Origin of the sequence: Olivibacter sp. LS-1, from assembly GCF_008245145.1 — a bacterium.
GTDB classification, from domain to species: Bacteria; Bacteroidota; Bacteroidia; order Sphingobacteriales; family Sphingobacteriaceae; genus Olivibacter; species Olivibacter oleidegradans.
Window position 1 is genome coordinate 1,342,461 of the sequence record NZ_CP041643.1, and the last position, 12,750, is coordinate 1,355,210.

14 protein-coding genes are annotated in these 12,750 nt (G+C 42.1%); 13 read left to right on the plus strand and 1 reads right to left on the minus strand.

Annotated features, from left to right (window positions below; genetic code table 11):
• Nucleotides 1–170 precede the first annotated feature (170 nt).
• From FKG96_RS05475 to gldG, 4 genes are all read left to right on the plus strand, one after another.
• Nucleotides 171–1,097, plus strand: a complete 927-nt coding sequence (locus FKG96_RS05475; protein WP_041387212.1) for a glycerophosphodiester phosphodiesterase family protein — start codon at nucleotides 171–173, stop codon at nucleotides 1,095–1,097.
• Between the two features lie 20 nt (nucleotides 1,098–1,117).
• Entirely contained in the window at nucleotides 1,118–1,825 is a 708-nt protein-coding gene (locus tag FKG96_RS05480; RefSeq protein WP_149105181.1) for an ABC transporter ATP-binding protein, read from the plus strand.
• Between the two features lie 99 nt (nucleotides 1,826–1,924).
• Entirely contained in the window at nucleotides 1,925–2,512 is a 588-nt protein-coding gene (locus tag FKG96_RS05485) for a hypothetical protein (protein ID WP_013664994.1), read from the plus strand.
• 132 nt (nucleotides 2,513–2,644) lie between these two features.
• Nucleotides 2,645–5,050, plus strand: a complete 2,406-nt coding sequence (gene gldG, locus FKG96_RS05490) for a gliding motility-associated ABC transporter substrate-binding protein GldG (RefSeq protein ID WP_149105182.1) — start codon at nucleotides 2,645–2,647, stop codon at nucleotides 5,048–5,050.
• A 66-nt stretch (nucleotides 5,051–5,116) separates the two neighbouring features.
• Here gldG and FKG96_RS05495 read toward each other — a convergent pair whose 3' ends face one another.
• Complete coding sequence (locus FKG96_RS05495; RefSeq protein WP_149105183.1) at nucleotides 5,117–6,613, minus strand: succinate CoA transferase; 1,497 nt, start codon at nucleotides 6,611–6,613, stop codon at nucleotides 5,117–5,119.
• Between the two features lie 169 nt (nucleotides 6,614–6,782).
• Between FKG96_RS05495 and FKG96_RS05500 the strand changes: the two genes are divergently transcribed.
• The 9 genes from FKG96_RS05500 to rplV all read left to right on the plus strand — a co-directional run bounded on the left by FKG96_RS05500 (nucleotide 6,783) and on the right by rplV (nucleotide 12,746).
• A complete protein-coding gene (locus FKG96_RS05500; RefSeq protein WP_149105184.1) occupies nucleotides 6,783–7,598 on the plus strand; it encodes an AraC family transcriptional regulator in 816 nt (271 codons plus the stop codon).
• Between the two features lie 55 nt (nucleotides 7,599–7,653).
• Complete coding sequence (dnaN, locus tag FKG96_RS05505) at nucleotides 7,654–8,778, plus strand: DNA polymerase III subunit beta (protein ID WP_013664998.1); 1,125 nt, start codon at nucleotides 7,654–7,656, stop codon at nucleotides 8,776–8,778.
• A gap of 29 nt (nucleotides 8,779–8,807) precedes the next feature.
• The gene (locus tag FKG96_RS05510; RefSeq protein ID WP_013664999.1) at nucleotides 8,808–9,470 is read left to right on the plus strand and encodes a DedA family protein; all 663 of its coding nucleotides are present in this window, start codon (nucleotides 8,808–8,810) and stop codon (nucleotides 9,468–9,470) included.
• 194 nt (nucleotides 9,471–9,664) lie between these two features.
• Nucleotides 9,665–10,282, plus strand: a complete 618-nt coding sequence (gene rplC, locus FKG96_RS05515; RefSeq protein WP_013665000.1) for a 50S ribosomal protein L3 — start codon at nucleotides 9,665–9,667, stop codon at nucleotides 10,280–10,282.
• Nucleotides 10,283–10,286: 4 nt separating this feature from the next.
• The gene (gene rplD / locus FKG96_RS05520; RefSeq protein WP_013665001.1) at nucleotides 10,287–10,916 is read left to right on the plus strand and encodes a 50S ribosomal protein L4; all 630 of its coding nucleotides are present in this window, start codon (nucleotides 10,287–10,289) and stop codon (nucleotides 10,914–10,916) included.
• A gap of 1 nt (nucleotide 10,917) precedes the next feature.
• Nucleotides 10,918–11,208: a 50S ribosomal protein L23 gene (rplW, locus tag FKG96_RS05525; RefSeq protein ID WP_013665002.1), complete on the plus strand. Its 291-nt coding sequence runs from the start codon at nucleotides 10,918–10,920 to the stop codon at nucleotides 11,206–11,208.
• 6 nt (nucleotides 11,209–11,214) lie between these two features.
• Nucleotides 11,215–12,039 carry a 50S ribosomal protein L2 gene (gene rplB, locus FKG96_RS05530; RefSeq protein ID WP_013665003.1) on the plus strand — a complete coding sequence of 275 codons (825 nt, stop codon included), beginning with the start codon at nucleotides 11,215–11,217 and terminating at the stop codon, nucleotides 12,037–12,039.
• Nucleotides 12,039–12,305, plus strand: coding sequence for a 30S ribosomal protein S19 (gene rpsS / locus FKG96_RS05535; RefSeq protein WP_013665004.1), 267 nt, complete (start codon nucleotides 12,039–12,041; stop codon nucleotides 12,303–12,305). The genes rplB and rpsS overlap by 1 nt, the downstream gene beginning before the upstream one ends.
• A 6-nt stretch (nucleotides 12,306–12,311) precedes the next feature.
• The gene (rplV, locus tag FKG96_RS05540; protein ID WP_013665005.1) at nucleotides 12,312–12,746 is read left to right on the plus strand and encodes a 50S ribosomal protein L22; all 435 of its coding nucleotides are present in this window, start codon (nucleotides 12,312–12,314) and stop codon (nucleotides 12,744–12,746) included.
• Nucleotides 12,747–12,750: the final 4 nt, after the last annotated feature.

The window sequence follows — 12,750 nt, forward strand, 5'->3', positions numbered from 1 at the left end:
TTCCTATCCGGGAAATCGCTTTAATTCCTTTAAGCCCTTCAGATAGGAAACACTTTTTTGTTTTATAAGAATATGGCGTTCATATTATAAGAAAAGAAAGCGAAGTGTTGTTTTACAAGGTGTTTGTCAATAGCTTTGTAGGATCAAATCGAGCAGCATCACAAAATTTCATGAAGCGGTTATATTTAAGTTTATTATGGTTACTGAGCATCGGTATAAGCGCTTGCTCATTAACGGAGGCGACAGGCAACGGTTACAGTGAGGCTTCTAAAATAGCACTTTCTTCAGTTGAGGACTTGTATAGGTTTATGACCTATAGTGATCGACGTGTACCCCTTGTTAGTGCACACCGCGGTGGGCCCGAGCCGGGATATCCTGAAAATGCCATTGAAACATTTCAACATAGTGCTAATAAACAACCGCTAATCATCGAATGTGATATTGCGTTAACGAAAGACTCCGTTTTGGTGATGATGCACGATGATAAACTAGATCGTACAACGACGGGCAAGGGGTTGCTTAGCAATCATACCTTGGCCGAACTTAAGGCACTAAAATTAAAAGACAATGAAGGTAAGGTTACATCCTTTAAAATTCCTACACTGGATGATGTGTTGAAGTGGGGAAAGGGAAAAGTAATCTTTACGTTGGATATAAAAAGAGGCGTGCCGATGGATTTGGTAGTGGACGCTGTCAAGCGTCATCAGGCGGCCTCTTACTCCGTTATCATCACCTACAATGCCACCCAAGCGGCTCAGGTACATCAACTGGCTCCTGATTTGATGATATCGGCCAGTATCCGAAAGATGGATGATTTGTTGCGATTGAACGATTACGGTATTCCCGATAACAGATTGCTCGCCTTTGTAGGCGTCAGTGAGCCCGAGCCATCCTTATATAAGCGGTTGCATGAGCACGGGATTATGTGTATATTAGGAACTATGGGCAACTTGGATAAACGGGCGGAAAGTCGGGGTGATGGCCTTTACTATCAACTTATAGAACGAGGTGCCGATATTTTATCCACCGATCGGCATAATGAAGCAGGCGTGCAACTGGCAAAATACCGTAAAGATCATCAGATTCGGGCTTATTGATAACTGAAAATTTAGTTGCTATGTTGCTAGCGGTCAAGAACCTCACCAAAACATTTGGAAATCAAGTAGCCGTCAATGATATCTCCTTCGGTATCGAGGAAGCAAAGGTCGTTGGATTTTTAGGTCCCAATGGGGCCGGGAAATCGACTACAATGAAAATGATTAGCGGATTTATCAGGCCTTCTACAGGAAGTGTAAGCATTCACGGGATCGATGTGCAGGAAAAAGAATATGAAGCAAAACGTTTACTAGGCTATCTGCCGGAAAATAACCCTTTATATGGAAGTATGTATGTTCGCGAGAGCTTGCAATATACCGGGAAGCTATATCGCTTACCTAACTTATCTAAACGTATAGAAGAAGTTATTGATATGGTAGGTTTAGGAGACGAGCAGCAGAAAAAAATCAAACAGTTGTCGAAGGGATATAAGCAGCGTTTGGGGATTGCGCAAACCTTATTGCATAATCCACCCGTGTTAATTTTGGATGAGCCGACGGCGGGGTTGGATCCAAACCAATTGCATGAAATCAGAAATTTGATCCGTTTATTGGGGCAGGAAAAGGTTGTAGTCTTATCCACACACATAATGCAGGAAGTAGAGGCCATTTGCCAAGAGGTAATTTTTATTAATAAAGGAAAGCTAGTAGGAAACTTTTCAATTGAAAAAAGGCCTGAGATGTTCGAAAACAAGAACTTAGAGCAAGTGTTTTACGATTTGACCAAATAATATTTTTAAAGCGAACGGTTTTCAAAAAAACATTATGGCATGTTTTATGTTAATTACCTAGTAACAATTAACAAATTAGATAATTAACAATTGAAAACTATGAAGCGTGTATTTTTATTCTCTGCATTAGTATTAGGAAGTTTCCTAGGGCTAAAAGCCCAAAACGTGGACGTAAACAAGCCACAGATGTCTGAAAGTGTAGGTATGGTTCCTATACAGAAAGGTAACTGGATGGTTGGCGGAAGCTTAGGATCCATGGGCTATAGTTTTGAAGGCGAATCTTTCAATGTCAATATTAACCCGCGAGCCGGTTATTTTGTTTCTGACGGTATAGCTATTGGTTTATCACTCAATGGTGGATTCCAGTCGGTAAAAGATGCTGATGATATTTGGACTTATGGAGTAGCTCCCTTTGTTCGCTACTTTTTCCCGGAAGGTTCGTCTGCTACCGGACGTTTCTTTGGTCAGGGAGAAGTAGGTATTGCAGGGGCTAATAACGGAAGTGATGTAACCTTTGCTGCCGGAGTTGGTTTAGGTTATGCGCACTTTATTACGAGAAGTGTTGCATTGGAAGCAGTTGTAGGGTATAATTATTCAAAGGCCAACAATGCGAGCGCTCAGGCACAAAATGGTTTAGGGTTTAATTTGGGTTTCCAAATTTATCTTCCCGGACAAGGTAACCGATAAAAAGCACTTAACATGAACAAGAAGAGGAGGCTCCGAACCACGGGCTTCCTCTTTTTTGTTTTTAATTTCGACCACATTCCCGTTTTTAGCGCTTTTTTGTAACTTCGAGACCTACAAATAAATCGTGAATCCGTGTTCAGCATTCTGATAAAAGACGTTTCTACTTTTTTTCATTCACTCGTTGGCTATTTAACCATTGCACTTTTTTTAGTGGTATCAGGTCTCTTTCTTTGGGTCTTTCCCGAAACGAGCGTTCCGGAATATGGATATGCCACCCTAACCGGTTTTTTTTCTATAGCTCCCTATATCTTTATGTTTCTGATCCCCGCCATTACCATGCGGGCTATTGCAGGAGAGCGGGAAGAGGGTACCTACGAATGGTTGATGACAAAGCCCATAAGTTATTGGCAGCTCATCCTCGCTAAATATGCAAGCTGTTTACTTATTGTCACTATGGCCATTTTACCAACCGGTGTTTATTATATAAGCATTTATTATTTAGGTGCTCCGGTTGGCAATATCGATACCGGGGCCGTTATTGGTTCCTATATCGGACTCTTCTTGCTGGGAGCTGCATTTTGCGCGATTGGAATCTTTATCTCAGCCGTTTGCACCAACGCGGTAGTCGCCTTTTTGCTAAGCGCCTTTTTGTGTTTCACCCTCTTTATCGGGTTTGATTATTTGTCCACTTTGTTTGTTGATAGTGCCCTCTCGGAAGCCTTTACTTATTTAGGCATACTCGCTCATTACGATTCGGTTAGTCGTGGGGTACTCGATCTCCGCGATTTTTGCTTTTTTATAAGTTTCAGCGCCCTATTTCTCTTACTGACCTATCTCTTTATCGAAAGAGGCAGAAAAACAGTTTGGGGGCAGCTGAAGGGAATCATTTTACTACTTGTTGCCTTGTTGGGTGTCAATTTTCTTGCCAATTATAATTTTTTCAGGCTAGATTTTACCAGCGAAAAAAGGTATACGCTATCAGAGGTTTCCAAAGATGTGTTGCGGTCATTAACGGACGACCTTCGCGTAGTTGTCTTTTTAGAGGGCGAATTACCTGCCGGATTCCAACGGCTAAAAGGAGCTACTAAAGACATGTTGGCCGATCTAAAAGCCTATGCAGGAGGGCAAATCAAATATACTTTTATCAACCCGTTGAGCGAAAGCGGCGGACAAGAACAATCGTATGTAGAGGCTTTGGCTGCACGTGGTATAGAGCCTACCAATCTCAGTGTCAAAACAAGCGAGGGGTTGTCGCAGAAAACGATTTTCCCCGTAGCGGTATTGATGTATGGTGATGAGGAACTACCGGTGCAGCTTTTGCAGAATAATCGATTTATTAATCCCGAAGATGTATTGAATAATTCTGTTCAGAATCTGGAGTACACGTTCATCAACGGTATTAAGAAAATAACTTCCGGTGGAAAGCCGATAGTCGCTTTCACTGAAGGGCATGGTGAGCTGAACGATCTACAGGTTTATGATGCAATGCATAGTTTGGGAATCACCTATCAGGTGGGCCGGTTAAATTTAGATTCGATTTCTTTCGAAACGTTAAAACAGATCAAGGTGATGGTGGTAGCCAAGCCACAAAAGGCTTTTCCCGAGCTTCATAAATTTAAAATTGACTATTTTGTGCAACATGGTGGCAAGGTCTTGTGGGCCGTTAATCAGACGCAGGTCGAATTGGACAGTATGCGGAACTCAGGCAATCAAGTGGCAGTAGCCCGGTCGCTCAATTTAGATGACATGCTCTTTAAATATGGTGTGCGGCTGAACTATAATTTGATAGCTGATCTCAATTGCGCACAGATTCCGCTTCGGGTTGGTGAAGTAGGAGGGGCCGATCAATTTCAGCTTGTTCCCTGGTTGTTTTATCCTATTTTGGTGCCGAAGGCTACCCATCCGATTATAAAGAATATTGATGGCATACGTAGTGAATTTTCGGGAACGGTTGACACATTGCCGGCCGCCAATATCAAGAAAGAGATTATCCTGCGTTCGTCTCCCTTTAGTAAGGCGCTTAATGTACCGACACTAATTTCGCTTGATATGGTTTCACAAAATCCGAAGCCGGAAGATTTTAGGAGTACCGGCTATCCTGTGGGCGTGGTACTGGAAGGAGCGTTTCCTTCAGTGTTTAAAAACAGACCCGTTCCCGAACCGCTTGTTGATACATTCAGCTATCGGCAGCAAAGCCCGCAATTGTCCGGTAAGATGATTGTGTTGTCGGACGGTAACATACTTAAAAATGAGATCAATCAACAAGAACGTATGCCCTATAGCTTAGGTTGGGACCGCGCTACACAACAGCAGTATGGCAATAAGACCTTGCTGCTGAATATGGTTGATTATTTAAATGATGAAAGCGGAATTATTGCCTTACGTGAAAAAGAAGTGAAACTTCGTTTGTTGGATAAGTTGCTCATCAAGAATGATAAACTTTTTTGGCAAATACTCAATGTAGGAGGACCGCTATTGCTGCTATTTCTTTTTGGCCTATTACAGCACTGGATACGGAAGCGGAAATACGCCCATTAAATGGAGCGGTGTTTCCGCTTTCCTAAATCAGAGCTGCTTCCGTGTGTCGGGAAGACAGTTCTGTAATTAACGAGCTTTCATGGAGCCGTTTTCCCTGAATCGTTTATGCCATAAGAAAGCTTCATCCAAGAGATGGGGTGTTTGACCACCAATTTCGGCGACGGCGCGATCAAAGTAAGATTGCAACTCTTCTTTATAATCCGGGTGCACGCAGTTTCCAATAATCTTAAGTGCTCGCTCTCGTGGCGCTAAGCCTCGTAGGTCGGCATAACCTACATCGGTTACCACAACATCTACATTATGTTCATTGTGGTCGACATGCGTTACCATCGGCAACACATGGGAGATTTTATTTTCTTTAGAGGCCGCTTGCGTGACAAATATGCTAATATGCGCATTGCGGGCAAAATCGCCCGAACCTCCGATGCCATTCATCATCTGTGTTCCCGCAATATGCGAAGAATTTACATTGCCATAGATGTCGAATTCAATAGCCGTATTGATGCCGATGATGCCCAAGCGTCGGATAACTTCCGGGGCATTGCTAATGCTCTGTGGGCGCAATACCACCTTGTCTTTGTATTTTTCAAGATTGTCAAAAACCCGTTGGTAGCACGCTGCGGATACGGTAATGGAAGCTGCGGAAGCAAAGGTAAGTTTGCCTGCATCAATTAAATCAAAAGCACTGTCTTGCAGTACTTCCGAGAACATGGTGAGCCCTTCAAAGTCGCTTTCCGCGAGTCCTGTAAGCACGGCATTAGCTACCTTACCAATGCCTGCCTGTAAAGGACGCAGCGATTTTGACAAACGACCGTTTTTTACTTCCTCGGTAAAGAAGTCGATTAAATGATGAGCAATAGCAGCAGTTTTATCATCAATTACTGCAATATCGGCAGGGCTATCTTGTTGATGACTCAATACAATGGCTGCAATTTTCTCGGGCTCGACGTTGATAACAGCGGATCCAATGCGATCGTTCGGTCGAAAAATCTCAATGGCTTTACGATTGGGATAGGCCTCAGGAAGGTAAATATCATGTAAGCCATGTACATTTGTCCGTACGGCTGTATTAATCTCAATGATCACCTTTTTTGCTTTATTGGCAAAAATGGGCGAGTTACCAACAGAAGTGGTGGGCACAATTCCGCCTTCAGCGGTAATATAGGCTGCTTCAATAATTGCGATGTCAATCTCCGGAAGATGATGATCTAACAGCATTTCGCTGGTTTCACTTAAGTTTTGATCCACAAATAATACGTCGCCCCGGTTGATGGCTTTCCGTAATACCTTATCTACCTGAAAAGGCATGCGCCGAGCCAAGACACCCGCTTCTGTGAGTTTAGCATCTGTTTCGTGACCCAAAGACGCACCGGTAATCAGTGTGATTTTTATAGGACGTGAGGTGTTGTTCGCTGCCAAAGCGGGAAGAATAACCTTACTGTCGCCTGCTTTGGTGAAGCCGCTGGAGGCTATCACCATCCCATCTTGAAATAAATCCAATACTTCGCTTACCTCTTTTACCCGATCCAACAAAGAGGTGTTTCTTATTCTATCGGTATGCATAGTTATTTGTTTATTTAGGAAATAATAATTTAGCCCCAAGCGTTTTAAAATATTACAATTATACCATTTTTACGATCGTCCTGTTTATTTTTGGTAGACATAGATTTATCGAGGGTAGCCAAAAAACATGTGTTTGTTATATTTGTCTGTACCTTCGTGATCAATCAGTATGACAGGCGAAAAATATTACATCACAGACGTAGATAAAAAAGAAGACAGTATATATTGTTATCATAACCAGATGGGTGAGAAATTTATACCCAGCCATCGTCACAAAAAGGGACAATTTTTGTATACCGAAGGAGGCGTTGTATTTGTGAAAACCCAAGAAAAATCGTATTTCCTTCCTGCCAGACACTATATGTGGATTGCCCCCGGCGTGGAACACAGCATTCATCCAAGCTCGCCTGAAGTGATTATGCGAAATCTCTATTTTCCGATTTACGCGTCTGACGATGCTTTCTATTTTAATACCAGTATCCATCCGGTAAACGATTTGCTATTGGAACTTATGCTGTTCACGCATCGATGGACGGGACATATCGACCCGCAAGATAGAACAGCCTATACAATTGTGGATGCTTTTAAGGTACTACTGCCACAGATCAGTAACTTTTCGCTGCCCTTATCGTTGCCTTTAGCCAAAAATAAGCGCCTGAAAGAAGTTACGATGTATTTAGAGGAGAACTTGGGTAAGGATTTTTTATTCAACGATCTGGCCACCGGGTTTGGTTTCAGCCCGCGTTCGCTCTCGCGGCTCTTTCAAAAGGACTTAGGTATGTCCTTTATTCAGTATTTAACCGCTTTACGCATGTTGAAAGCCCTCCAACTCCTGTTGGAAAAGTCTTTATCCATTAATGAAGTTGCATCTAAAGTAGGCTATAGTAGCTTACCCACCTTCAGCAATACATTTCAAAAAATAATTGGTGTTCGCCCAAGTGAGTACATCAAGATGAATATGATGAGCGGACGGGACAACTCATAACTTTTTTTAACTTTCTCCATTCTTTTTATTATCATTGCCGTTATATTTGACAGATATGAGATTCATCGTTTCAACTTCAACTTTACTTAAACAATTACAAGCCGTAAATGGTGCATCAAGTAGCAGCACTGTGTTGCCAATATTAGAGAATTTTCTGTTTGAGATAAAAGATAATTCACTTACAATTTCGGCTACCGACCTGCAAACGAGCATGATAACCTCTTTACAGGTAGAGTCGAAAGAAGAAGGTAAGGTTGCCGTTCCCGCTAAGATCTTAATCGAAACCTTGAAAACACTGCCGGACCAACCGATTGCATTTTCAGTCGATACACAGACTTTTGCGATCGAAATCAGCGCCGGTGATGGAAAGTATAAATTGAGTGGCGAAAATGCCGATGATTTTCCGAAAATCCCCGTTGTCGAAAACCCGTCTACCGTCCGTATTCCGGCGTCTGTTTTATCGGAGGCAATCAGTAAAACGATTTTTGCTGTAAGCAACGATGAGCTACGGCCGGCGATGACCGGTGTGCTTTGCCAGCTAACACCCCAAAATACAACCTTTGTTTCTACTGACGCCCACAAGCTCGTACGTTACCGTCGAGCAGACGTTAAATCAGAGCAGGTAACATCCATGATTCTTCCAAAGAAGGCACTGACTTTACTAAAAAGCTCTTTACCTTCAGAAGATGTTGATGTTGCTGTTGAATATAACAATACCAGTGCTTTCTTTAAATTCGGTAATATCCATTTAATTTGTCGCCTGATCGATGAACGTTATCCGGATTACGAAGCAGTCATTCCGCAGGTAAACCCCAATAAATTAACGATTGATCGCTTGTTGTTGCTGAACTCACTTCGACGGGTTGTCATTTTTGCTAATAAAACGACGCATCAGGTACGTTTAAGAATAACCGGTAGCGAGCTCAATATTTCTTCAGAGGACCTGGATTTTGCCAACGAAGCACATGAACGCTTAAGCTGTCAATATGAGGGAGAGGATACGGAGATCGGCTTCAACGCCAAGTTTTTAATCGAAATGCTTAGCAATCTGGAGTGTGAAGAAGTTGTCCTTGAGATGAGTACACCAAACCGTGCCGGTCTGTTATTGCCTGCGGTAGAGGAAGAAAACGAAAACATACTCATGCTGGTGATGCCGGTTATGCTGAACAGTCAAGGATAATTTAGTCATTTCGGAAAAAAGAAGAATACGTGGAAGTAATTAGCTCAATCATTGATTTCATCCTGCATATCGACAAGCACCTCGTAGAGATTGTCAATGAGTACCAGACGTGGACGTACCTAATACTCTTCTTAATTATTTTTGCAGAAACCGGTTTGGTAGTAACACCCTTTCTGCCCGGCGATTCCTTGCTTTTTGCAGCGGGGGCGATTGTTGCTAAGCCGGATACGGACTTGAATATTTTCCTAATGTGCGTACTGCTGATCATTGCCGCTGTATTGGGCGACTTGGTTAATTACCATATAGGTAAATATGTAGGTCCGGTTGCCTTCAGTGGAAAGTATAAACTTTTAAAAAAGGAGTATTTGGAGAAAACGCAACGCTTCTATATTAAGCATGGCGGTAAAACCATTATTTATGCTCGTTTTATTCCTATTGTAAGAACCTTTGCACCCTTTGTTGCAGGCATCGGCACGATGAGTTATGGCAAGTTTGCTTCGTACAACGTAGTGGGCGGTTGCCTTTGGGTAGCGTCTTTTCTGTTTTTAGGATACTATTTTGGTGGATTGCCCGTTATAAAGAATAACTTCACCTATGTGATATTTGCGATTATTCTGCTGTCGCTATTACCGCCTCTCATTGAGATGTTAAGGGGTAAAAGCAAGCAAAAAGAGGCAAGTGAAGGCCTTTGATGGCTAAGATCATTTCAATAAAAAAAATTTCTAGAGCGAATAAGGTGCTCCCCGCATCAAGAAAATTAAAAAAATAATTCGCTAAGTATTTGATAGTTAAAGGAAGTTTTCTATCTTTGCCGTCCCTTTGTGGGATTAGTATGTCTTGAACGAAGCCCTACTGCTTCGATGGACAAAAATAGAAATTAAATAAAATGTCAGGAATCATTGGTAAAAAAGTAGGAATGACCAGCATTTTCGATGCCGAAGGAAAAAATATTCCTTGTACGGTAATCGAAGCTGGCCCGTGCGTGGTAACGCAGATACGCACGGTAGAAAATGACGGTTATACAGCAATCCAGCTGGCTTTCGACGAAAAGAAAGAGAAGAACACGACCGCATCATTGAAAGGGCACTTTGCGAAAGCAAATACAACGCCTAAGCGTAAGTTGGTAGAATTTGAGGTTTTCCCTGAGGAGAAAAATCTTGGAGATGTTGTTACAGTTGATATATTCGCTGAAGGCGATTATATCGATGTAGTAGGTACTTCTAAAGGTAAAGGTTTCCAGGGCGTTGTGAAACGTCACGGCTTCGGTGGTGTAGGTGGCCAAACCCATGGTCAGCACAACCGTATGCGTGCACCGGGTTCATTAGGTGCTTCATCTTGGCCTTCTCGCGTATTCAAGGGTATGCGTATGGCCGGCCGCACAGGTGGCGACCGCGTTAAGGTTCAAAACTTACAAGTGTTGAAAGTGTACCCAGAGAAAAACTTGCTAGTTGTTAGCGGTTCGGTTCCGGGTGCAAAGGGTTCTTACGTAATCGTAGATAAATAAGAAGATGGAAGTACAAGTTTTAAACATTTCAGGTAAAGAAACAGGTGCCAAGGTGCAACTTCCTGAAGCGGTATTCGGTGTAACCCCCAACGATCACGCTATCTATTTAGATGTTAAGCAGTACTTGGCTAACCAACGTCAAGGTACACACAAATCTAAGCAACGTAACGAGATTGCCGGTTCTACCCGCAAATTACACAAACAAAAAGGTACTGGTGGAGCCCGTGCCGGTAGTATTAAGTCACCCTTGTTCAACGGTGGTGGCCGTATCTTTGGTCCTCAACCCCGTGATTACAGCTTCAAATTGAACAAAAAGTTAAAAGCTTTAGCTCGTAAATCTGCTTTAAGTTACAAAGCACAAGAGAACAACATTGTAGTTTTGGATGAAGTGAATTTCGATTCTATCAAAACTAAAAACTATGTGAAGCTTGTGAACGACTTAAACGTAGCGAACGAGAAAACCCTATTGGTTTTACCGGCTTTGAACAAGAATGTTTATTTATCTAGCAGAAACTTGAAAAAAACAAAAGTCATTACTGCAGCCGATATTAATACCTACGACGTATTAAATGCAGGTAAACTTTTGTTGACTACCGAGACTGTTAAAACATTGGAGGAGGCATTTGCCAAGTAACATGGAGATTATTAAGAAACCCGTATTAACAGAAAAAGCGGCACTTTTAACAGAAAAGTTGAATCGCTATACATTTAAGGTGGACCATAGAGCCAATAAGATACAGATCAAAGCTGCAGTTGAACAAATGTTCGGCGTTAATGTGGAGTCTGTAAACACCATGGTTGTTTGCGGAAAGACCAAGAGCCGTTACACAAAAGCAGGGAATATCTCGGGCCGTGCTCCTAAATATAAGAAAGCCATCATTACATTGAAAGATGGTGAAACTATTGACTTTTACAGTACTATATAATTAGAAATGGCAGTTAAAAGATTCAAACCGGTTACTCCAGGTACTCGTTTTCGGGTAGGAGCTGACTATAGCGATGTAACAACTAATGTACCTGAAAAATCATTAGTCGTTAAAATCAAAAAGTCAGGAGGTAGAAATAATACCGGTAAAATGACTATGCGTTATCTCGGTGGGGGACATAAGAAATCATACCGATTGATAGATTTTAAACGCGATAAAAAAGATATCCCCGCAAAAGTAGCCACTATAGAATACGATCCAAACCGTACAGCACGTATTGCTTTGTTGCATTATGTAGATGGCGAAAAACGTTACATTATTGCTCCGGAGGGCTTACAAGTTGGTCAGACAATTGTTGCCGGCGAACAAGTTGCCCCTGAAGTAGGAAATACATTACCATTAAAAAATATTCCGCTAGGTTCGATCATCCACAATATCGAGTTGAATCCGGGACAGGGTGGATCTATTGCGCGCAGTGCCGGAACTTATGCTCAGCTTTCTGCTCGTGATGGTAAATATGCGATCATTAAATTGCCTTCCGGCGAAACCAGGATGATTTTATCAACCTGTGTTGCTACAATCGGGGCGGTTTCGAATGCCGAAAAAGCTAACCAAGTGTTAGGTAAGGCAGGTAGAAAACGCTGGTTGGGCCGCCGTCCGCGTGTTCGTGGTGTAGCTATGAACCCGGTAGATCACCCTATGGGTGGTGGTGAAGGTAGAGCATCCGGAGGTCATCCACGCTCACGTAAGGGCTTGTTAGCAAAAGGCTTCAAGACTCGGTCAAAGAAAAAAACATCGAATCGTTACATCATTGAGAGAAGGAAAAAATAATGGCTCGTTCAATTAAAAAAGGTCCTTATATCGATCATAACTTAGAAAGAAAAGTTCTTTCTATGAATGAAACCAATAAAAAATCAGTTGTTAAAACTTGGTCACGTAGATCTATGATTTCACCTGATTTTGTTGGTCATACCTTCGCAGTTCACAACGGAAATAAATTTATTCCGGTGTATGTAACCGAGAACATGGTTGGCCATAAATTGGGGGAGTTTGCTCCAACTAGAACATTTAGAGGTCACGCTGAAAAGAAAAAATAATAGGCAATGGAAGCAACAAATAACGTAAAGAAGAAAAAATCTGTACTGATAAGAGAAAGAAAAGAGCAGGCACAGAAGGGTGGTGCTTCTACTGCCAAATTATTAAACTGCCCTACGTCTCCACGTAAGATGCGTTTGGTAGTGGATCTTATCAGAGGTGAAAAAGTTGAGAAAGCATTGTATATTCTGAAATATACAAATAAAGAAGCTGCCCTAAGGGTTGAGAAGCTGTTGTTATCAGCGATCAAGAATTGGGAAGCGAACAACGAAGATAAGCGCGTTGAAGATAGTGAACTTTATGTAAAAGAAGTATCTGTTGGAGGCGGCCGTCAATTAAAAAGATTAAGACCTGCACCGCAAGGTCGTGGCTATAGAATCCGCAAGCGTTCTAACCACGTAACCATTGTTGTTGACAGCAAAACTACTGAACCACAAAACTAATTAG

Bases quoted from the DNA above. Each gene is read 5' to 3' on its own strand.
- FKG96_RS05475 (WP_041387212.1), top strand. From the start codon at position 171: ATGAAGCGGTTATATTTAAGTTTATTATGGTTACTGAGCATCGGTATA.
- FKG96_RS05480 (WP_149105181.1), top strand. From the start codon at position 1,118: ATGTTGCTAGCGGTCAAGAACCTCACCAAAACATTTGGAAATCAAGTA.
- FKG96_RS05485 (WP_013664994.1), top strand. From the start codon at position 1,925: ATGAAGCGTGTATTTTTATTCTCTGCATTAGTATTAGGAAGTTTCCTA.
- FKG96_RS05495 (WP_149105183.1), bottom strand. From the start codon at position 6,613: ATGCATACCGATAGAATAAGAAACACCTCTTTGTTGGATCGGGTAAAA.
- FKG96_RS05500 (WP_149105184.1), top strand. From the start codon at position 6,783: ATGACAGGCGAAAAATATTACATCACAGACGTAGATAAAAAAGAAGAC.
- dnaN (WP_013664998.1), top strand. From the start codon at position 7,654: ATGAGATTCATCGTTTCAACTTCAACTTTACTTAAACAATTACAAGCC.
- rplC (WP_013665000.1), top strand. From the start codon at position 9,665: ATGTCAGGAATCATTGGTAAAAAAGTAGGAATGACCAGCATTTTCGAT.
- rplD (WP_013665001.1), top strand. From the start codon at position 10,287: ATGGAAGTACAAGTTTTAAACATTTCAGGTAAAGAAACAGGTGCCAAG.
- rplW (WP_013665002.1), top strand. From the start codon at position 10,918: ATGGAGATTATTAAGAAACCCGTATTAACAGAAAAAGCGGCACTTTTA.
- rplB (WP_013665003.1), top strand. From the start codon at position 11,215: ATGGCAGTTAAAAGATTCAAACCGGTTACTCCAGGTACTCGTTTTCGG.
- rpsS (WP_013665004.1), top strand. From the start codon at position 12,039: ATGGCTCGTTCAATTAAAAAAGGTCCTTATATCGATCATAACTTAGAA.
- rplV (WP_013665005.1), top strand. From the start codon at position 12,312: ATGGAAGCAACAAATAACGTAAAGAAGAAAAAATCTGTACTGATAAGA.